General features: G+C 70.3%; 16 protein-coding genes. 5 read left to right on the top strand and 11 right to left on the bottom strand.

Translation table 11 applies throughout. From position 1 onward, the window contains the following. Position 1 precedes the first annotated feature (1 nt). Positions 2-3403, bottom strand: a complete 3402-nt coding sequence (locus QJS31_RS09480) for an error-prone DNA polymerase (protein ID WP_306356448.1) — start codon at positions 3401-3403, stop codon at positions 2-4. A gap of 182 nt (positions 3404-3585) precedes the next feature. Here QJS31_RS09480 and QJS31_RS09485 point away from each other — a divergent pair, with 182 nt between their 5' ends. Next, complete coding sequence (locus QJS31_RS09485; protein WP_282779527.1) at positions 3586-4632, top strand: SDR family NAD(P)-dependent oxidoreductase; 1047 nt, start codon at positions 3586-3588, stop codon at positions 4630-4632. 255 nt (positions 4633-4887) lie between these two features. Here QJS31_RS09485 and QJS31_RS09490 read toward each other — a convergent pair whose 3' ends face one another. Together QJS31_RS09490 and QJS31_RS09495 are read right to left on the bottom strand one after the other, a co-directional pair. Beyond that, positions 4888-5910, bottom strand: coding sequence for a sucrase ferredoxin (locus QJS31_RS09490; protein ID WP_306356449.1), 1023 nt, complete (start codon positions 5908-5910; stop codon positions 4888-4890). Further along, complete coding sequence (locus QJS31_RS09495) at positions 5907-6467, bottom strand: YdeI family protein (RefSeq protein ID WP_029923801.1); 561 nt, start codon at positions 6465-6467, stop codon at positions 5907-5909. Before QJS31_RS09495 ends, QJS31_RS09490 begins: the two co-directional genes overlap by 4 nt. 107 nt (positions 6468-6574) lie before the next feature. Between QJS31_RS09495 and QJS31_RS09500 the strand changes: the two genes are divergently transcribed. Continuing rightward, the gene (locus tag QJS31_RS09500; protein ID WP_282779524.1) at positions 6575-6949 is read left to right on the top strand and encodes a nuclear transport factor 2 family protein; all 375 of its coding nucleotides are present in this window, start codon (positions 6575-6577) and stop codon (positions 6947-6949) included. Positions 6950-7014: 65 nt separating this feature from the next. Here QJS31_RS09500 and QJS31_RS09505 read toward each other — a convergent pair whose 3' ends face one another. The 3 genes from QJS31_RS09505 to QJS31_RS09515 all read right to left on the bottom strand — a co-directional run bounded on the left by QJS31_RS09505 (position 7015) and on the right by QJS31_RS09515 (position 10352). Beyond that, positions 7015-7773 (bottom strand): alpha/beta fold hydrolase, encoded by a 759-nt coding sequence (locus QJS31_RS09505; protein WP_029923799.1) that lies wholly within the window; start codon positions 7771-7773, stop codon positions 7015-7017. A gap of 83 nt (positions 7774-7856) precedes the next feature. Next, positions 7857-9476 carry a DNA polymerase Y family protein gene (locus QJS31_RS09510; RefSeq protein ID WP_306356450.1) on the bottom strand — a complete coding sequence of 540 codons (1620 nt, stop codon included), beginning with the start codon at positions 9474-9476 and terminating at the stop codon, positions 7857-7859. An 87-nt stretch (positions 9477-9563) separates the two neighbouring features. Next, on the bottom strand, positions 9564-10352 hold the full coding sequence (locus tag QJS31_RS09515; protein WP_306356568.1) for a hypothetical protein: 789 nt from the start codon (positions 10350-10352) through the stop codon (positions 9564-9566). Between the two features lie 177 nt (positions 10353-10529). Here QJS31_RS09515 and QJS31_RS09520 point away from each other — a divergent pair, with 177 nt between their 5' ends. Next, a complete protein-coding gene (locus QJS31_RS09520; RefSeq protein WP_029923796.1) occupies positions 10530-11684 on the top strand; it encodes a serine/threonine-protein kinase in 1155 nt (384 codons plus the stop codon). 328 nt (positions 11685-12012) lie between these two features. On the opposite strand, the gene QJS31_RS09525 is transcribed toward QJS31_RS09520, so the two are convergent. The 3 genes from QJS31_RS09525 to QJS31_RS09535 are packed head-to-tail and all read right to left on the bottom strand — an operon-like array spanning position 12013 to position 15499. Continuing rightward, on the bottom strand, positions 12013-13059 hold the full coding sequence (locus QJS31_RS09525) for a hypothetical protein (protein ID WP_306356451.1): 1047 nt from the start codon (positions 13057-13059) through the stop codon (positions 12013-12015). Next, on the bottom strand, positions 13056-14468 hold the full coding sequence (locus tag QJS31_RS09530) for an aminotransferase class I/II-fold pyridoxal phosphate-dependent enzyme (RefSeq protein WP_306356452.1): 1413 nt from the start codon (positions 14466-14468) through the stop codon (positions 13056-13058). Before QJS31_RS09530 ends, QJS31_RS09525 begins: the two co-directional genes overlap by 4 nt. Further along, positions 14465-15499, bottom strand: a complete 1035-nt coding sequence (locus tag QJS31_RS09535; RefSeq protein ID WP_306356453.1) for a helix-turn-helix transcriptional regulator — start codon at positions 15497-15499, stop codon at positions 14465-14467. Before QJS31_RS09535 ends, QJS31_RS09530 begins: the two co-directional genes overlap by 4 nt. Positions 15500-15925: 426 nt before the next feature. Here QJS31_RS09535 and QJS31_RS09540 point away from each other — a divergent pair, with 426 nt between their 5' ends. Further along, positions 15926-16369: a hypothetical protein gene (locus tag QJS31_RS09540; protein ID WP_306356454.1), complete on the top strand. Its 444-nt coding sequence runs from the start codon at positions 15926-15928 to the stop codon at positions 16367-16369. Here the strand turns inward: QJS31_RS09540 and QJS31_RS09545 are convergent. Further along, complete coding sequence (locus tag QJS31_RS09545; RefSeq protein WP_039810146.1) at positions 16319-16960, bottom strand: response regulator transcription factor; 642 nt, start codon at positions 16958-16960, stop codon at positions 16319-16321. The two genes, QJS31_RS09540 and QJS31_RS09545, sit on opposite strands and share 51 nt — an antisense overlap. A gap of 70 nt (positions 16961-17030) precedes the next feature. After that, positions 17031-18383 (bottom strand): ATP-binding protein, encoded by a 1353-nt coding sequence (locus QJS31_RS09550; RefSeq protein ID WP_306356455.1) that lies wholly within the window; start codon positions 18381-18383, stop codon positions 17031-17033. 245 nt (positions 18384-18628) lie between these two features. Between QJS31_RS09550 and QJS31_RS09555 the strand changes: the two genes are divergently transcribed. Next, entirely contained in the window at positions 18629-19927 is a 1299-nt protein-coding gene (locus QJS31_RS09555; RefSeq protein ID WP_306356569.1) for a lipase family protein, read from the top strand. Positions 19928-19996 lie beyond the last annotated feature (69 nt).

Below are 19996 nucleotides of genomic sequence, written 5' to 3' on the forward strand. Positions count from 1 at the left end.
CTCAGCGGAAGTCGCGGGACTTCGCCTCGATGCGCAGGTCCATGCGTTGCAGGTGGTCGGCGACCACCGTGATCGCTCCCTCGGCGTTCTGTACGCGTCCGCGGATCAGCAGGGCGGGCGCGCTCTGGGCGAGGCGGCGGTAGCGGGTCCAGAGGCCGACGGAGCAGACCACGTTCACCATGCCGGTCTCGTCCTCCAGGTTGAGGAAGGTGACGCCGCCCGCCGTGGCGGGGCGCTGCCGGTGCGTGACCGCGCCGCCCACCAGCACCCGCGTGCCGTCGCGAATATCGGCGAGGTGGGCGGCGGGCACCACCCCCAGCGCATCGAGTCGCGGGCGCAGGAACTCGGTGGGATAGCTGCCGGGTGAGACGCCGGTGGCCCAGACGTCGGCGGCGGCCAACTCCAGCTCGCTCATACCGGGCAGGGCGGGTGCGGCGGTGGCCGCACCGGTGCCAGGGAGCCGGTCGGGGCGTTCCCCCGCCGCGGCCCCGGCGGCCCACAGGGCTTGGCGGCGGGTGATGTCGAGGCTGCCGAGCGCACCCGCCGTGGCCAGCGATTCCGCTTGCGGGACAGTAAGTTCCACGCGGTTGGTGAGGTCGAGGAACGAGCGGTAGGGTCCGTCGGACAGGCGGGCGGCGACGATCCGCTCGGCCAGTTCGTCGCCGATGTGCCGCACCGCGGCCAGTCCCAGCCGGATCTCCATCCCCCGCCGTTCCAGCGTCGCTTCGGCGAGACTGTGATTGATATCCGGCCCGTGCACCACCACCCCGTGCCGCCGGGCGTCCGCCACCAGCGACTGCGGCGAGTAGAACCCCATCGGCTGCGCCCGCAGCAGGCCCGCGCAGAATGCCGCCGGATGATGCAGCTTGAACCACGCCGAATAGAACACCAGTGAGGCGAAGCTCTGCGAATGACTTTCCGGGAAACCGAAATTCGCGAAGGCGTAGACCTTCTCGTAGATGCGGTCGGCCACCTCGCCGGTAATGCCGTGCCGTTCCCGCATACCCCGATAGAAGCGTTCCCGCAGCCGCTCCATCTTCTCCGGTGACCGCTTGGAGCCCATGGCGCGGCGCAGCTGATCGGCCTCGGCGGCGGTGAATCCGGCGACATCGACGGCCATCTGCATGAGCTGCTCCTGGAACAGCGGGATGCCGAGGGTGCGTTCCAGCGCGTTCGCCAGCGCCGGATGGTCGTAGGTGACCGGCTCCAGCCTGTTGCGACGGCGGATGTAGGGGTGCACGGAGCCGCCCTGGATGGGCCCGGGGCGGATCAGTGCCACCTCCACCACCAGGTCGTAGAAGTTCCGCGGCCGCAGCCGCGGCAGGGTCGCCATCTGCGCGCGCGACTCCACCTGGAACACGCCCACCGAGTCGGCGCGCGAAAGCATGTCGTACACAGCGGTTTCGGTGAGGTCCAGCCGGTGCAGCTCCACGGTCTCCCCCTTGTGCTCACGCACCAGGTCGATCATGTAGTGCAGGGCGGAGAGCATGCCGAGACCGAGCAGATCGAATTTCACCAGCCCGGCGGCGGCGCAGTCGTCCTTGTCCCACTGCAACACACTGCGTCCCGGCATGCGCGCCCATTCGGTGGGGCACACATCGGCGATGGGGCGATCGCAGATCACCATGCCGCCGGAATGGATGCCCAGATGCCTGGGCAAACCCTCCAATTCACCGGCCAGGGCGAGGACGTCGTCGGGAATGTCGGTGTGCTCCTCCTTCGCGACACCCGTCCAGCGGCTCACCTGCTTACTCCAGGCGTCCTGCTGTCCGGACGAGAAACCCAGTGCGCGTGCGGCATCGCGCACCGCGGACTTACCCCGATAGGTGATGACATTGGCCACCTGCGCCGCGTACTCGCGCCCGTACTTGGCATAGACGTGCTGGATGGCCTCCTCGCGGCGGTCCGATTCGATGTCCACGTCGATATCGGGCGGGCCGTCGCGCTCGGGCGCGAGGAAGCGTTCGAACAGCAGCTGATTGGCGACCGGATCCACATTGGTGATGCCGATGGCGTAGCAGACGGCCGAGTTGGCGGCGGAACCCCTGCCCTGGCACAGGATGTCGTTGTCGTGGCAGAAGCTGACGATGTCGTGCACCACCAGGAAGTAGCCCGGGAACCGCAACCGCTCGATCACCTCGAGTTCGTGTTCGAGCTGCCGGTACGCCTGCGGGTTGTGCGCGGGGGGACCGTAGCGGCGGGCGGCCCCCCGGTAGGTGAGTTCGCGCAGCCACGAGGTCTCGTCGTGCCCCTCCGGCACGTCGAAGGGCGGCAGCCGCGGGGCGATCAGGCGCAGGTCGAAAGCGCATTCCCGGGCCAGTGCGGCGGCATCGGCCACCGCCTGCGGGCAGGCCGCGAACAGCCGCGCCATCTCGGCTCCCGACCGCAGATGCGCGCCGCCGGTGGGGGCGAGCCAGCCCGCCATCTCGTCGAGGCTCTGCCGGGCCCGGATGGCGGCCAGCGCCATGGCCCGGCGGCGCTGTGGCGGCGCGGCGAAATGCGCTCCGGTGGAGGCGATCACCGGCAGGCCGAGGCGGTCGGCCAGGGCGAGCAGCCGGGCATTGCGCTCGTCGTCGGTGGGTATGCCGTGGTGGGTGAGCTCCACGCTCACCCGGTCCGGTCCGAATCGTTCCATCAGATCCCGCAGTGCCGCTTCGGCTTCCGCGTCGCCCCGCCGCAGCGCCTGCCGCACATGCCCTTTCCGGCAGCCGGTCAGCACCTGCCAGTGCCCGCCCGCCGCCTCGGTGAGCCGGTCCAGTTCGTAGCGCAGAATGCCCTTCTCGCCCGCCGCCATGTGCGCCGCCGCCATCTCCCGGGACAGCCGCCGGTACCCTTCCTGCCCGCGCGCCAGGATCAGCAGATGCGGTCCGGCGGGATCGGGTGCGCCGGTGCGCGGCTCGGAATCGCTCGGCACGGCCGACTCGGCTGGGCGTCCGCGCGTCCGAGCTCTGCCACCGGACGCGGTCGGGTAGCTCGAGGCGGGTCGGCCGCCGCGCGGGGCGAGGTGGGCACCGGGGCGGGCGGCGCTGCCGAGGGAGAGTTCCGCACCGAAGACGGTGGGCATACCCCATTCGCGGGCGGCCTCGGCGAAGCGCACGACACCGTAGAAGCCGTCGTGGTCGGTGAGGGCGAGGGCCTCGAGGCCGAGGCGGACGGCCTCCTCGACCAGTTCCTCCGGCTGGCTGGCTCCGTCGAGGAAGCTGTAGGCGGAGTGGGCGTGCAGTTCGGCGTAGGGGACGGTGGGTTCGTCGGGGCGGTGCAGCGGTGCGGCACGGTAGGGCTCGCGCTTGCGGGACCAGGCCGGGCTGTCGCCGCCGTCGCCCGCGGGGACGGTTCGGTTCGGGCGTCCGGAGAGCACCCGTTCCAGCTCCGACCAGGTCGGCGGCCCGTTGTGCCAGCCCACGACACCTCCTCCGCACGCACTCCAGAAATCGAACTTGTGTTCGATAATCAGCGACTGTACACGCATTCCAACCGGGCGGTTTGTATTAACTCGAGCCCATCACGCCAACCTCGGAACTCACCCTGGCATTGGAACTTACTTTGGAGTAAGTTCGAGCCAATCCGACCTGCAAAGGAGCAGTCATGAGCGAGCGAAGCGAGCGACCAGAAGACACAGCCGAGCTCGCTCGTGACGCCGCCGAGCGCCAGCGAGGGGGCGTCACGAGCGAAACGACAGGCGACGGCTACCGGGCCCGTCGACGCGCTCGCCGGGACCTGTCCGGCAGACACGTCATCATCACCGGCGCGTCCTCCGGCATCGGCCGCGCCGCCGCCTCGGCCGTGGCCGAGAAGGGAGCGACGGTCTTCCTGCTCGCCCGCCGCGCCGAGGAACTGGCCGTGGTGGTCGAGAAGATCCGGGCCGAGGGCGGCGACGCCTACGCCTACCAGTGCGATGTCACCGACGAGGACTCCGTCGAGAAGGCCGTGACCCAGATCCTCGACGCACACGGTCACGTGGACATGCTGGTCAACAATGCCGGGCGCTCCATCCGCCGCGCCGTGCACCGCTCCACCGACCGCATGCACGACTTCGAGCGCACCATGGCGGTCAACTACTTCGGCGCGGTGCGCATGACCCTGGCCCTGCTACCGCAGATGCGCGAGCGCAAATTCGGCCACATCGTGAACATCTCCAGCGCCGGAGTGCAGGTCGCCACGCCGCGCTTCGCCGCCTACCTGGCCTCCAAGGCCGCCCTCGACAAGTTCGCCGAGGTGACCGCGATCGAGATGCTGGCCGACAACATCACTTTCACCACCATCCACATGCCGCTGGTGCGCACCCCCATGATCGCCCCGAGCGGCAACCAGGGCCCCTCGGAATCCCCCGAATGGGCCGCCGCCACCATCGTCCGCGCCCTCACCGACCGCCCCAAGCGCATCGACGTCCCGCTCGGCACCCTCGCCGAATACGGCAGCCTCATCACCCCGCGCATCAAGGACCGCATCCTGCACCGCTACTACCGCGCCCTCCCCGACTCCCCCGCCGCCAAAGGCGAGAAGTCCGAGGAGACAACACAACTGGAAATCCTCCCCCCGAAACGCCACCGCCGCGAAGTGCCCCCCGCCGTCCGCGCCACCGGCACCGCCCTCCGCCGCGCCGCCCGCCTCGTCCCCGGCACCCACTGGTAGCACCGCGAGGGGGAATCGGCGGCGGGACGCACCCGCACGATGCCGCCACCAATTCCCCCTCGCCCGCAACGAATCCGGATCCACGGCGTGGTAACCGGATGCACAAGCCGCCAGCGTCTACCTGATCCGCAGTACCGGACCGGCCGGGGCCGCCTGTCTCGTCCCGGCGCGAGGTGCGGCACCAGTCGATTCGGCGCGCAATGATCACAGCGTGATAGCAGCGCGGCACAGGCGGCCTCGGCTCCCGTCGCGGGCTCACTCCAGCCGGTGCAGCCGAGTGGCGCGTAGCGCTTTGACCGGTTTGGGGGCGGCTCCGCAGCTGGCTTGGCGGGGTGTGTAGGCACAGGTGTGGACGGTGACCAGCCAGCGGCGGCCGTCGCGGTGGGTGACCTGCGCCGCGCCCGCGAAGGTGGCGGGGTCGACGGGTGCCGCCCCATCGCCGAGCCGGGCGGCAGCCGGTGCGATCGACGCGGGCACCTCGGTACTCGCCGCCGAGTTATCCGCCTCGGCGGGACCCCAGGTCGCCGAATCGGCTGTGATGGTGAATGCGTTCAGGGCCGCGGCGGTGTCGTCGCCGATATCCCGCAGGTGTTCGCGGACCGTGATCTCGGCTACCTGCTCCACCGGGGCATGGCCGCTGCGGCCGCGGAAGCCGGTCAGGGACAGCGTGTTCCGGTCGGCGGCGGCGAGTGTTTCGAGGGCGGTGTCGGCGGTCAGGCGGCCGTAGGTGAGGCCGGAGGGGAGCAGCACCACGGCGGGGGCGAAGCGGTGGCCACCGGTGTGGGAGCACTCCCAGACACGGCCGGGATATTCGGCGGCGAGGCGGGCGGCGATGGGGCGGCCGAGGCGGGCGCAGCACTGGTCGCGCTTGCCGTGGGCGCAGACCAGCACCGGCGGATCGGCGACGGCCGCACCGATTCCCGGGGGCGGGCCGTTGAGCAGGTGCGGGTCGAAGTCGAGCAGCTGTTTCAGGTCGGTGATCTCGAAACGTTCGCACCAGGGACGCTCGGGGTGCGAGCTGACGAGCAATACCGTTCGGACACCGGTGAACTCGTGGCGGCCCGGTCTGCGGATGAGCGTCGGACGCACCCGGGCGGCCTTGGTGCGGGCGGCCAGTTCGGCGGTGATATCGGGGCCGAGCACCTCGTCGCCGATCACATCGCGCCCCCACGCCCCGGGCTGCTCGACACACAGCCAGCCGGTGATGTGGGTGGCGCTGCCGGGTAGCGGCACCTCCCACGCCGCCGTCGTACACGGCAGTCCCGCGAATGCCGTCACAACGGCTGCCCGTCGATGAGTTTGCGAATCATCTGATCCAACCGCCGCGCCCGGGTCTCCGGCCGCACCGCGCTGCCGAGCTGCTGGCCGATCTCGACACTGATCTGATCGGGCAGCGTCTCGAAGAACGCCGCCGCCTCCGGATGCTTCGCCAGCTCGTCCAGGAAATCCTGCGGCAGTTCCCGGCCGTAGGCATTGTCCCAGCGGCCGTCGGACTTGGCGCGGTCGATCTCGGCCTGCCCGGCCGGATGCATGAGTCCCTGTTCGATCAATTCCTCGGCGTAGCCCACATTGCGCTGCGACCACGAGCTGCGCGGCCGCCGCGGTGTGAAGCTCTGTAGATAGAACTCGTCGTCGAGCCGCCGCGCCTGCCCGTCGATCCAGCCGAAACACAGCGCCTGACGCAGCGCACCGGCGTAGTCGAGTGATATGTAGCCGGTGCCCCGCTTCGCGAATTTCAGCCAAACCCCGTCCATGGCGGCGTGATTGGCCATCAGCCATTCCCGAAACTCCGCCTCCCCGGCGAAGAACAGGATCGGGCGATCTGATGCGGACACGATCTCACTGTAGAAAACGCCGCCGACACGTGGCGCAAACGGGCCACCCGTCCTGCCCCGGACAACGTCGTACCGGCGGAAATCGGACGCGCTCGTAGGGTGGAGGCATGACCGATAAGGAATTACTGAACGAACTCCTCGCGGTCGAGCGTCGAGGCTGGGACGCGCTGTGCACCAGCACCGGGGCGGACTTCTACGGCTCGCTCATGACCGAGGACGGGGTGATGGTGCTCGCCGACGGCATGGTGCTGGATCGTGACGGCGTCATCGACTCGCTGAAGAACGCTCCACCGTGGCGGACCTTCGAGTTGGAGAGTCCGCGCCTGGTGGACGCCGGCGACAGCACGATCCTGGTCTACACCGGCATCGCGTACCGCGAGGATGCCGAGCCCGCCTTCCGGGGCATCATGACCAGCGTCTACGTCCGCGTCGACGGGGACTGGCGGCTGGCCTGCTACCAGCAGACGCCGATTCCGGATTGAGCCTCACCCGTCAGGACCGCGGCCGGGCGGCCGTGCGATGCCGCCGGCGAGCCGCCCCCGCGTGGTCAGTGCCGGAGGAACGGCAGGACCGCCGCCTCGAACTCGTGGTAGCGGTCACGGTGGATGCTGTGCCCGCAGCGGAAGGTGTGCACGGTGCAGTCGGGGATGCTGACGCGCAGCTGTTCGACCTTGTCCGGGTCGACCATGCCGCCGGGGCCGCCGCGCAGGAACAGCGTCGGCGCGGCGATATCCGCGAGACCCTCCCACCATTCCGGATACGGCTTGCGGAACTGCTCCAGGGCGGTGCGGGTCATGGAGCGGTCGAAGGCCAGCACGGCGCGCGGATGGCGCAGCAGGCTGGTGGTGGCGTGCCACAGCTCCGGCACCGAGGGCAGCCGTCGGGTCAGGGTCACCTGTTCGTCACCGGAGCGCAGCGGTAGCGGCTGCTCCTCGATCACCAAGCGGCGCACCAATTCCGGACGCCGCATGGCCAGCCACGACACCGCGTAGCCGCCCAGCGAATGACCCACGAAATCCGCCGATTCGAGACCGAGCCGGTCGCACAGCCGCAGCAGGTCGCCGCCGAATTCGGCGAACAGGTACGAGTCGGCGTGCGCGCTGCGCCCGTGCCCACGCAGATCCGGAACGATCACCCGCCGCCCACGCCGCGCCAACTGCCGCGCGAACCGGTCCCAGGTGTGACCATCCCCGCCCATGCCGTGCACCAGCACCACCGGCACCGTGCTCGCGGCCCGCTCCGCCCCGGAATCCCGATAGGCGATGAGCACGTCCTCGAACGCGACCCGCGTAACCGTCGACTCCACGATCAGCCAGCCTACGGGGCGCGCCCGCACCGCGCCGCCGGTTGTGCGCGGCACCATACTCCCCGCTCGGATTGGTCCGGCGGTCACTCGTAGAGGCCCTCCACATGCCAGGCGTGGTCGTAGGCGAGCAGGAGCAGGGCGCGGGTGTCGCCGTCCAGCAGCACCTGGGCGCGAGCCACGTAGCCGGGTGAGCTCCGGTGGGTCCACCAGCGATCGTCGAGGGGCCAGGGTCCGGTCCAGCCGAGCAGCCGCCAACTGCGGGAACCCCAGTGCAGATGCGTCGGATCGGTGGTGAAGAGACCACGGTCGGTGACCCAGACCGGGGTGCCGTCGGCCGCCTCGAGCCGGATCCGCGGACGGTGCGCCAGGATGACGGCGGGGGCGGGTTCGGGCAGCCGCCCCGGCCACGGTTGCGCCGGATCGGCCGCGGGCACCAACTCCTCGCCCAGGGGCACCATGGTGATCCGCTCCTCGGGACCGCGCCCGCCACTGAGCACTCCCACCCGGACCGCCTCTCCGCCCAGCAGCCCCTGCACCCGAGCCAGCGCCCGCCGTGCCCGCGCCTCCTCCTCCCCGACCCCGCCCCACAGGCCCAGCTGGAGCGCCCCCGCCGACACCACCTCGACGGGTTCCAGCCGCAGCAGGGCGATGGGGGCGGTGGGCGCGGGCGGATCCGCCCGATCGCCGCCGCGGGTGCGGCGGGTGAGCCAGCCGTCGAGCTGCCAGCGGATGCGGTCGGCGGTGCTGTCGGGAGTGAGGGGTTCGGCGCAGCGCCAGGTGCGGGAGAGGTGTTCTCCGGCAGCGGTTTCCGCCTGGATCGACAGGCGGGTGCAGGCCACCGCGGCGGCGGCGAGGCGTTCGTGCAGCTGGGCGGCGAGCATGCGGCCCGCGAAGGCGGCGGCGTCCACGCGGTCGATGGGCGGGTCGCAGCGGTATTCCACGGTGAGGTCGGCGGCGGGCGGCCGGGTGCCGGGTCGGCGTTCGGGTCGGGCGAGCGCGCAGCGGTGCGCGGCGATGGCGTCCGCGCCGAAACGGGAGGACACCTCGGCGGGAGTGAGCGCCGCGAAGTCGCCGATGCGGCGTAATCCCAAGCGGTGCAGCAGATCCACCAGGTCCGCGCGTTCCGGGGCGGACAGGGCGGGTTCCACCGCGAGTTCGCCGATCGGCAGCGGCGCGAGGAAGGCCGCGCCGCCTCCGGGCGGCACCAGGGTGGCGCGCCGCGCGGCGAACACCGCCGTCGACAGTTCGTCGGCGATCCCGATCTGGCATTCCACCCCTACCGCCGCCACCGCGTCCACCAACCGCTCCGCCGCCGCCTCCTCCGATCCGAAATACCGCGCCGCGCCCCGAGCCGCCAGCACCAGCAGCCCCGGCCGCAACACCTCCACCCCCGGCACCGTCGCATCCACGGCCGCCACCACCGGTTCGAACGCCCGCGCATCCCTATCCGGATCATCCTGCACCACAAGCAGTTCCGGACACCGAGCCTGCGCCTCCCGCCGCCGCGCCCCCCGCCGCACCCCCTCGGCCCGAGCCACCGCCGTACAGGCCACCACCCGATTCGCCGAGAACACCCCCACCGGCCGAGTCACCGGCACCCCCGCCACGGCCGCCGCCGCCACCGCGGGCCAATCCGGACACCACACCGCCAACACCCGAGACGTGGACCGCCCGCTCACGCCGACCACCCGAGCGCTCCCCACCGCGCATTCGTTTCCGCCACGGCCACAGCTGCACGGGCCGACCGCCCGAGGTCCGGCCTCGGCGCACCCGCACCGGAACGCGGCGGTTCAAGAAGCCGCATGGCGAGCGAGCGGATCGGTCGGGGTGCGGAGGGAGTCCGCGGTGGTGCCGGCGGGGTCGGTGTGGGCGGGGCGGAGGGTTTCGACGGGCGTGTGATCCCATTCGACGCGGCCGTTGCGGGGGAAGGTGGCGAGGCGGCCGTGGCGGGGTGGGAGGGAGCGGCCGCGGACGGAGACGTCGAGGCGGACGGTGCGCAGACGGCCGCAGCCGCGGCCGAGGCCGTCGTAACCGGTGACCTTGGTATCGATGCGCAGGGAGGGGCCGGACCAGGAGCCGTCCGTGACCACGAGGGTGGAGCTGCGGGCGCGGGCGCGAGCGGAGAGCACGCGGGCGCGCGACGGCGGCACGGCGGCTCCGTCGAGGCCGAGGACCACCAGGTCCAGGCCGTCCAGCAGGACCGAGGCCACCTCCAGACGGTCGGGGCCGGGGTCCGCCACGACCGCCAGGCGACCCAGCTGGGCTCCCATTTCGGCGGCGGCCAGCAGACCGAGACGGGGCAGACCGACCGCGGCGGCGTGCCCTCCGGCACCGGTCACGGCGGCCAGCAGACCGGAGAGCAGGGAGCTGGCGCCGGTGTAGGCGACCACCGACCCCTTGGCCAGCCCGCCCTCGGGCAGCAACTCCACCAGCGCGGGCGGGACGGGCAGCGCTTCCCGTCGGAGCGCGCCGGACACCGCGGCTCGTCCGGACGGATCCGCGCCGCGGGCCGGGATCGCGGCCATCCGCCGCCGCAGCTGCTCGAGCTGCTGCCCCCGCACCTGCCCAGCCGAACCCATCATCGACCACCTCTCCCACCGATGGATCCGCCGCTACCGGATCCCGAATACCCAGCACCGATCCAGCTACCCACATCATTCGAATATACGTTCGAGTGCAATCCAGTAGAACCCGACACCTCGGTCACGTCAAGGGGGAGTGGCGCAAACGACGAGTTTCGAAGCAGGCCCGTCGGGATGGTTTTCCGCTACCCTGCACCCGTGACCGAACGCGCCCGTCCCATCGTCGGCCCCGATTACCTGGTGGCCGGCCGCTACCGCCTGCAATCCAAAATCGGCGGCGGCGGCATGGGCGCGGTGTGGCTGGCAACCGACCGCCTACTCCACCGCGACGTCGCCATCAAACAGGTGCTCACCACCGCCGGACTGAGCGAGGAGCAGGCCGAGGCGGTGCGCAACCAGATCGTCCACGAGGGCCGGGTGGCGGCCAAGCTCTCACACGAGCACGCCATCGCCGTCTACGACGTGGTGCTCGAGGCCGGTGAGCCGTGGCTGGTCATGGAGTACCTGCCCTCGCGCAGCGTGGCCAAGGCACTGGCGCTGGTGGACCGGCTCTCCCCCATCGAGGTGGCGCAGATCGGCGCGCAGGTGGCCGACGCGCTCGCGGCCGCGCACGCCGCCGGAATCACGCACCGCGATATCAAGCCCGGCAATATCCTCGTCGCCGACCGCGGCGACGAGGTGGGCATGGTGAAGCTCAGCGACTTCGGCATCTCACGCGGCGTCGGCGACGGCATGGACGATCCCGATGTCATCACCGGCACCCCCGCCTACCTGCCGCCGGAGGTGGCGCGCGGGGCACAGCCGACCAGCGCCAGCGATGTGTTCTCACTCGGCGCGACGCTGTACACCGCCATCGAGGGCCAGCCGCCCTACGGCTTCTCCGACGACAGCGACGCGGTGGTGCAGCGGGCCGCCATGGCGCAGATCATCCCGCCGGAGCGCACCGGACCGCTCACCCAGGCCCTGCTGCACATGATGGAGCCGGCACCGCAGCGCCGCCCCACCATGACCGAGGCCCGCAATGAGATCCTCACGGCCGCATTCGGTCCCGGCACCGCCCCCTACATTCTCGGCGCGCCCGTGCGCACCGAGGACGGCACCATCCCCGCCTGGGCAGCCCGCAACTCCGCCGCGGGCCTGCGCAGCCCGCACTCCACCCCGCTCCCCCGCCCGCCGCGCACCCAAACCGCCGCTCCCGCAGCGGCACAGCGCAAGCCGAAGGGCATCGACTTCGCCAACCTCGGCCCCAACGCGGGTCCGCTCGCGGTGGCCATCGGCCTGCTCATCGGCCTGTTGATCATCATCGTGATCCTCGTGGCGGTGATGTAGCCGCCCGCGTCATGGCGGTATGTCCGTCGAACCGGTTCGTCTCACCGAGATCCGCCGCCGGATAGGCTGGCACCGGCACTCGTGGTGGCGACCTACGGACCCGTTGGTTCCCCGCATTCACCGCAGTGGCGCCTCGGTGCCCACACGGCCCGTGCTCGAGTGCCGCACCTCGGTCAGCACGGCATGCGCCCGGGCGGCGGTATCCGCTGCGGCCGGACATCCCAGCGGCCGGACATCCCAGCGGCCGGACATCCCAGCGGCCAGACATCCGGCGACCGGGCATCCCAGCGGCCGGGCATCCTGCGACCGGGGTATCCGGCGACCGGTCCTAGAGGTGCGGCGCGGAGCCCAGGAGTCGCAGGATCATGGCGGCGGTGGCCGCGCCGTACGCCACGCTGGCCGCGCGGGGCTGTGCGGCCGGGTAGTTCGAACGGTGGGTGACCACAACGCCATTGGCGAGAGTGGTCGTGGCGTCCACACGGGTCGCGACGCAGTTGCCGCCCGCCTTGGCCGCGAGATCGACCACCACCGCACTCGCACTAGCGCCCGCGCCCGCGCCCGCGCCCGCACCCGCACCCGCACCCGCACCCGCACCCGCACCCGCACCCGCACCCGCACCCGCACCGAGAGCGTCCAACGCGTCGGCATCGAGCAGCAAGGGCGCGCGGTCACCACGGTGTACGGCCGCGCAGCAGATCAGGTCCGGGGCTTCGCGTTCGATGTGGTCGCGGATGCGGTCCGGGCTCGCATCCGGCACGAATACCCCTGCGCCGCAGGCGAATGCGGCGGACTCCTGCTCGGCGCGGTTGCCGAAGACCGTCGGCTTCTCGTCACCGTGGTCGACGGCCGCGGCGACGGCGGCCAGCCCGGCCTGCCCGCAACCCAGGATCAGGACACGCAACGGCCGGTCCCGGGGCGACAGCAGTTCCCGCCCTTCGGCATAGGCGAGCCGCCCGGCGAAACGGCTCATGGCGGAGAGCGCGTCGTGGGAGGCGGGCGGGTCGGTGCGCGGGACGAGTTCGAAGGCCACCGAGTCGATTCCGCGCGCCCGCAGGGCGGCGATCTCGGCCCGGCGGGCAATCGGATCCTGGAATCCGACCAGCCGCATACCCGAACGCAGCGGCATCGAATCCAGTTCGAAGGCGGGCTTTTTCACCCAGGCGACCACGTCGCAACGACCGAAGATCACCTGCCGGTCGGCCACGACGCCCGCACCGGCCGCCGCGTAGTCGGCGTCCGCGAACCCGGCCCCGAGTCCGGCCGAGCGCTCCACGACCACCGTCACGCCTGCCGCCACCAACCCGCGAATATCGTTGGGAGTCAGCGCGACCCGCCGTTCCCGGGAAGCCGTCTCGCGCGGTACGCCGACGATCACGACGCCGCCGCGAACTCGGGCAGCTCGGGCAACCCGCGCCCGGCCAGCACCTGCCCGTAGGTCAGCCCGGCCACCATATCCAGCACCAAACGCTCGATCCGGTCGAACAATTCGTCCAGCAGATCGGCGGACTCACTGCCGGGAGCCTTGCGCGGCGCGAGCACATTGAGCCGCACCCCCAGCCGCGGCGACCCGGTGCGGTCCAGGGCCACGCTGTCGATTCCGGCGGCGGCCAACAGCACATCCTCGAGCTGCGCACTGCTGTGCACCCCCGCCGATTCCAGGATCGCGCGGTCGAAGACCACGCTGAGGAACATGCCCTGCAAACTGCCGAGCGGACGCAGCACCGGCACGCCCACCCGGGCGTTGAGTCCCTCGATCCGCATCCGCGCCCGCTCCAGTTGCGCCCGCATCCGCGTGCGGTTGGCCGTGAAGTACTCCTCCCCCGTGTGTTCGAGGGTGGCGCGCACCAGATGGGTGGTCTCCCGCTGGAAGGCGATGGTCAGCCGCTCCCTCACCTCCCGCAACCACACCGCGTCACCGGTGCAGGCCGCGCCGAACTTGCATGGTCCGAAGGCGTTGTAGCCCTTGGAATTACCGGTGACGGTCAGCACCCGGTCGTACATCCGCCGCACCCCGCCCGCGCCCGCGACCCGCACCGCCGCCAGCGGAATGTGCTCCACCAGCCGGTCGAAGGCCATATCGCAGATGACGGGCACGTCGCGCTCCAGCAGCACCCGCCCGATCTCGCCCAGCTGCTCGGCCGAGTAGTCGGCGACGACCGGATTCCCGGGCAGCGTGAGCAGCACGCCGCACAGCCGCCCCTGCGCCGCGTAGCCGTCCAGGCAGCGCGCCAGCGCCTCCGGGTCGATCCGGAACGCGTCGTCGGCGGTGGCGGGGCAGGTCACGATGCTCAGCCCGTACTTCTCCACATGAATGCTGGAACTCTTGTAGAAGCCCTCGGGACAGACGATCACCCCGCCGGGCCGGGCCAGCGTGGCCACGGCCTCCTCCAGCAGCACCGTGCTCGAATAGGGGCAGACCACGACCTCCTCGGGCCGCACCCGCACCCCGGCCACCTCGGCCGTCGGCTGCCACAACCGCCCGAACAGCTTGTCGGCGGCCAACTCTCGCAGAATCATAGGCTGGCGTTTGTCGTACAGCACCCCGTCGCGGTACTCCGCCGGGCGTTCCAGCCGCAGCAGCTCGTTCCACGCCCGGTCCAGCGCCGCGACCGCCTTGGCGTCCGGGGCCAGCCCCGTCTCTCCGTGGTAGGCGTCGATGACCTCCGGATAGATCCGCCCCTCGGTCCCCGGAAACCACTGCGCCGCACCCAGATACCGCCGCACCTCGCGCTTGCGCTCCTCCGAGCGGCTGGTGCGGGCACCCAGTTCGAACCGGTGGTTCACCACCGATCACCTCGCGGCGCTTCTCCGGGTGCGGGTAGCTCACGCCATTGCCGTTCCAGTGCTTCCCGGAACAGCTCGCGGCAACCGTCGTCGGTGAGCCGCTCGTAGCGGGCCAACTCCGGCGCGGCGACGATATCGTTGACGGTGATGGCCGACCCTTCCCGAGCGAGGTCGTAGAGCTTCTCGAACCGCTTCACCGCGAATTCCACATCGTGTTTGAGCGCGGAGAAGCGGGTGGCGACACGCGCCTGCCGGGAGTAGTCGTATTCCCCCACGGCCACATAGCGTTCGTCGACCACCAGCATGCTCTGGGCGTTGCGGGCGTGTTCACGCTTGACCAGGATGCTCACCACGCCGGCGCGCGCCTGCCGCCACAGCTTGTCCTCGTAAGGCACCACATCGTCGATGCCGTCGAGCACATACATGCGCCGCACATCCCGCCCGGCGGCGGCGAGCCGCAGAATGGCCTGGTGGTAGTCGTCGCCGACGTCGCCGCCGATGGTGCCCAGGTCCGCGGTGTGGATGGCGCGCACGGAGTGGGCCGCCTGGCCGAGAATGGTGAGCCAGTCCAGCACCGTGTTCCACTCCCACACGGTGGCGCTGCGTGAGGGTATCTGCGCCAGAATCTCTTCCGCGCGTTCCAGTTGCCGGTCGGCGATGAGGCGCAGCGGTTCGATGTCGTCGCGCGCGCCGGCCGCGTCGATGAGGCGCTGGGCGATGCCGAGGGCGCGCTCCACCAGCTGCGGGTCCTTGCCGAGCAGCACGTTGAACCGCATGCGCAGCTCGTAGTACTCGCTGCCGACGGCCTCGCCGGGCTCGGCCGGGCCGGACATAGGAAGTTCCTCTCCCAGTGCCAGACTCAGCCGCTCCCGCAGCGGTAGCGGCGGGATGCGGGTGCCGTTCTCGATCTGCTGGATGAGGCTGCGCGAACAGTCGGCCTTGGCCGCCAGGGACGCCTGGGTATAGCCGCGTTCGATACGCAGGCGGCGTACCAGCTCGCCAATCCGCTCACTGTCCGCGGGCCGGGTCATCGGGCGCCTCCTGTCGGTCGCCCGGAATTCGCGTGCACACAGAGTGTCACGAGGCGACATTCTAATCACGATGTGTCATCGGTTGTCGAGTGATGGATGTTATGCCCTCTCACCTGGAACTTCATGCGGCACACCGCCGTAACCCCCGAGACGGGTGACACACGATGCACGGTAGCTCACCCGGCCTTCGGCGGTGTTCTTACGCTTCCGTGCACTGCTCACCGGACAATTGACAGCCTACTCGTGCTGAAATCCATTCTTACTGCCTAAATTAGGGCAGAAATGCTTACTAAATATCATCACAAGTCACTAAAGCTTTATTGACGTCCCAAAGTGGCGACTCTTAGCATTTAGGTACGGCCCCGCCCGCGAAACATCCACGCCAACAAGCCAAGTCACGAGAACCTTGAGCAGGAGGCGAGCACCATGACACTCCGGATCACCGACTGGTCGATCACCAGCGACCTCACCCCGGAAATCGCGATCTACGATCCCCGCGGCAACGGCTGGACCCTGAGCTGGCTGCCCGGACGCTTCCTGACCAAGGTGCAGGCGATGAGCGGAATGGCGCTCGACGAATTCCTGGGCGACTTCGACCTGGCCACGGCGGCCGCCGGTGACACGCCGACCGAGGACGTGCTGCTCGCCTTCGAACTGGCCGCGGCCCGCGCCGAGGATCTCGGAATCACCCTGGAGGAGGCCGTCGTTCGGCTCAGCACCCAGATAGTCCAGCGGGATCGGCGGCACCACGCCACCGGTTCGCGCAGCATCCTGCCCGCCGAGCGGAGGGGACCCGGCGGGCAGGATGGCGCGTGCCGCTCAGTCGATGCGCCGACGATGCGCCCAGCGGGTGAGGGCGTTGCGGTTTGACTGCTGCGTCTTGCGCAGCACATTGGAGGCGTGCGTCTCCACGGTTTTCACCGAGATGAACAGATTCTCGGCGATCTCCCGATAGGTGTAGCCGCGCGCCAGCAGGCGCAGCACCTCCAGCTCCCGCGGGGTGAGCGAATCCAGTTCCGGATCCAGCGGCGGCTCCGGCACCTGGGACCGGCCGGTGAAGGAGTCCAGTACGAATCCGGCCAGCCGCGGGCTGAACACCGCGTCGCCCCCGGCCACCCGGCGGATGCCGTCGGCCAGTTCCGGTCCCGAGATGGTCTTGGTGACATAGCCGCGCGCCCCCGCCCGAATCACCGCGATCACATCCTCGGCCGCATCGGAGACGCTGAGTGCCAAGCACACCGGCCCCGCCTCGATCCCCTGCAACACCGCGACGCCGCCGCCGTCGGGCATGTGCACATCCAGCAGCACCACATCCGGTGTGCTGGCCTTGATTCCGGCAATCGCCTCGGCCACCCCACCGGCCTCGCCGACCACCTGCATATCGGTTTCCCGGCTCAGCTCCGCGCGCACTCCCGACCGGAACACGGCGTGATCGTCGACGAGAAAGACCCGGACACTCACTGCATCTCCTCACGCTGCCTGCGGATCGAACCCACCCACATCCGTACCACACGCTGCGCCGACGTGGCGGTCAGCGCCGACCCTCCACGGTCGCGTCATCGGTCACCCGCTCGTTCGGCGACTCGGTCGCCGGTTCCTCACCCGATACCGGCTCATCGGTGCGAACGACCAACCGCTCATCGGCGCCGTCCTTGCGCGGCATGACGATTCGCACCTCGGTACCGCGGCCGGGCGCGGACTTCACCTCGACGGTGCCGCCACGGCGCTCGATCCGGCCGTGAATGGATTTGGCCAGGCCCTGCCGGTCGGCGGAGACGGCGTCGGGGTCGAACCCCTTGCCGCGGTCACGCACGAAGACGCTCACCTGATGCGGTTCGACCTCCGCGAACAGGTCGATGGCCGGGACGCCCGCATGTTTGGCGGCATTGACCAGCGCCTCCCGGGTGGCCCCGAGAATCGCGGTGAAATGCTCCTTGGGCAGCCCGCTGCCGCTGTCGTCGAGATCCATGGTGACATCGCCGACGGTCACCGGCGTGACCTTCACGCCGTGCTGGTCCTCCACCTCACCGGCGATGGTGCGCAGCGCCGCGGCCAGACTGGAATGCGCGGGCCCGGTGTCGTCGAACAGCCATTTGCGCAGCTCCCGCTCCTGACTGCGGGCCAGCCGCACCACCTCCTGCGGATTGTCGGCCTGCCGCTGGATCAGGGCGAGGGTTTGCAGGACGGAATCGTGCAGATGCGAGGCGATCTCCTCACGCTCCTCATTGCGAATGCGAGCCGAGCGCTCGTCGTTGAGCGCGCGCATCATGCGCAGCCACAGCGGCACGGTGAGCAGTCCCGCGCCGATCAGCGTGACCGCCACCGCCAGCAGCGCCGAACCGAGCGAACTCAGATCGATGCGCGCCAACACCACCACACCGAGACCGACCACGATGAGGGTGGCCCCGCCGACGATGCGCGCCCAGGTCACCACCGACGCCTTGGCGGGCAGGCCGAGGACCGAGCGCGGCCCGTCCTCGTCGAACTCGCGCCACACCAGCGCCGCGCCGACGGCGACCACGATGATCGGCCCGATCACCTGGGCGGCGGTCCCGCTGAACACCCACGCCATGGCCACCGACAGCGCCAACCCGAGCAGCGCCAACCCGATGCCCTGCCGCCGCTCCCGCGCCGACGGCGGGGTGTCGTCCCCACCGCCCGGGGTGAAGATCCACAGCAGTCCGTACGCCAGGATCCCGGCCCCGGCCAGGGCGGACAACAGCACGAACGCCATCCGCACCTTGAACACGTCCACACCGAGGTGATCGGCGAGCCCACCGGCCACACCGCCGACGATCCGCCCACCGGAGCGCCGCATCAGCCGCGGCACATGCGCGACGGGCGGTCCCTGGGCAGGGTCGAAGAAGGGCACCGGTGGGTACATGCCTTCGATAGTGGCACGCACACCCGACACCGCGGCATCCGGAAACACCCGGATTCACACCCTGAGGCCGGGGGACTTGTGCATATGCACAGCCGGATCCGTCCACTCTCGGCGGTCTGCCGATAGCGCATTGCTGTCATGTGCTGTGAGCTGGCAACTGACCGCCGAGTAAGTGTGATCGGCGATACGAGCAACGACGCTGGAGGATCCAAGTGAGCAAGGCGCGCCTGCGCCGACTCGCCGTGATGGCGATGTCGGGGCTAGTGGCGGTGAGTGCGGCGGGGACGGCGGTCGCCGAACCCGGATATCCGACCTTCCCGCCCGACCAGAATCAGCTGCCGCGGCTGCCGTCCGAACCGGAGCTGTACGACCTGCTGCCGATTCCGGTGCCGGAGGAGGACCCCTGGTACGACGATCCGGCGGATATCGCCTCCTACCAGCCCGGACAGATCGTGCGCTCGCGCGAGGTGCAGACCCGGATCCTGGGGATTCCGTTCCCGGTCTACACCAAGCAGCTGCTGTACCGGTCCAACGACGTGCACGACAATCCGATCGTCACCGCCACCACCGTGATCGTCCCCGGCATTCCGTGGGTGGGCAGCCCGCGCCCGGTGGTGTCCTTCCAGGAGGCGATCGACTCCACCGACTCCTCCTGCAATCCGTCCTACACGCTGCGGACCGGGACCATGAAGGAAGCCGCGCTCGCCCAGTACTGGCTGGCGCAGGGCTTCGCCATCAACGTGCCCGACTTCGACGGCAAGTTCAACACCTTCAACACCTATGCCGAGGGCAAGATGGTGCTGGACAGCCTGCGTGCCATGAAGAACGATCCGGGCCTGGGCCTGACCGATTCCGGCATCGCGCTCTACGGCTACTCCGGTGGCGGTTCCGGTTCCATCCGCGCGGCGGAACTGCGCGCCACCTACGCACCGGATGTGCGGATTCTCGGCACCAGCATCGGCGGCACCCCGGGCGACCTGGTGGGCATCGCGCGCTACGCCACCCAGCCGCAGCCGGGCCTGACCGGCACCAGCAACTTCACCATGTGGCTCGGAATGGCGGCGCTGGCCCGCGAATACCCGGACGTCTTCGATCCGAAGGAACTGCTCACCGAGGAGGGGCAGCGGCTGCTCGCGGACTTCCAGGACCGCTGCTACGCCACCATCGCGCTGACCGGGTCGTACCGTCCGATCAGCGCCTACTACCAACCGGGCAAGTCGCTGGAGAATTCACCCGAGGTACTGAAGGTGCTGCGGGACAACAGCCTCGGCAAATACATCCCCGATACGCCGGTGCTGTGGTGGCACGGCCTGTGGGATGAGCTGATCCCGCCGTCGGTGGTGATCCCCACCGTGAACTCGTACTGGGAGCGCGGCGCGGACCTGCGCTTCTACACCGTGCCGGTGCCCGAGCACATCACCAACGCCGTGACCGGATGGATTCCCGCGGTCGCCTGGACCAGCGCACTGCTGCGCGGCCTGCCGCCGGGCCCGAAGTTCAAGGCCGACTTCCAGCCGCTGCCACCCGGCTTCCCCGGCAGCTGAGCGCGCTGCTCCGGGAGTTCAGGCCCTTTTTCAGGGTGAACCCCGATGCGGCTGAGCGGCGGGCGGCGC

The sequence above is a fragment of the Nocardia sp. CC213A genome (assembly GCF_030766805.1).
GTDB classification, from domain to species: Bacteria; Actinomycetota; Actinomycetes; order Mycobacteriales; family Mycobacteriaceae; genus Nocardia; species Nocardia otitidiscaviarum.

Bases quoted from the DNA above. Each gene is read 5' to 3' on its own strand.
- QJS31_RS09485 (WP_282779527.1), top strand. From the start codon at position 3,586: ATGAGCGAGCGAAGCGAGCGACCAGAAGACACAGCCGAGCTCGCTCGT.
- QJS31_RS09500 (WP_282779524.1), top strand. From the start codon at position 6,575: ATGACCGATAAGGAATTACTGAACGAACTCCTCGCGGTCGAGCGTCGA.
- QJS31_RS09515 (WP_306356568.1), bottom strand. From the start codon at position 10,352: ATGGGTTCGGCTGGGCAGGTGCGGGGGCAGCAGCTCGAGCAGCTGCGG.
- QJS31_RS09520 (WP_029923796.1), top strand. From the start codon at position 10,530: ATGGTTTTCCGCTACCCTGCACCCGTGACCGAACGCGCCCGTCCCATC.
- QJS31_RS09535 (WP_306356453.1), bottom strand. From the start codon at position 15,499: ATGACCCGGCCCGCGGACAGTGAGCGGATTGGCGAGCTGGTACGCCGC.
- QJS31_RS09540 (WP_306356454.1), top strand. From the start codon at position 15,926: ATGACACTCCGGATCACCGACTGGTCGATCACCAGCGACCTCACCCCG.
- QJS31_RS09550 (WP_306356455.1), bottom strand. From the start codon at position 18,383: ATGTACCCACCGGTGCCCTTCTTCGACCCTGCCCAGGGACCGCCCGTC.
- QJS31_RS09555 (WP_306356569.1), top strand. From the start codon at position 18,629: ATGGCGATGTCGGGGCTAGTGGCGGTGAGTGCGGCGGGGACGGCGGTC.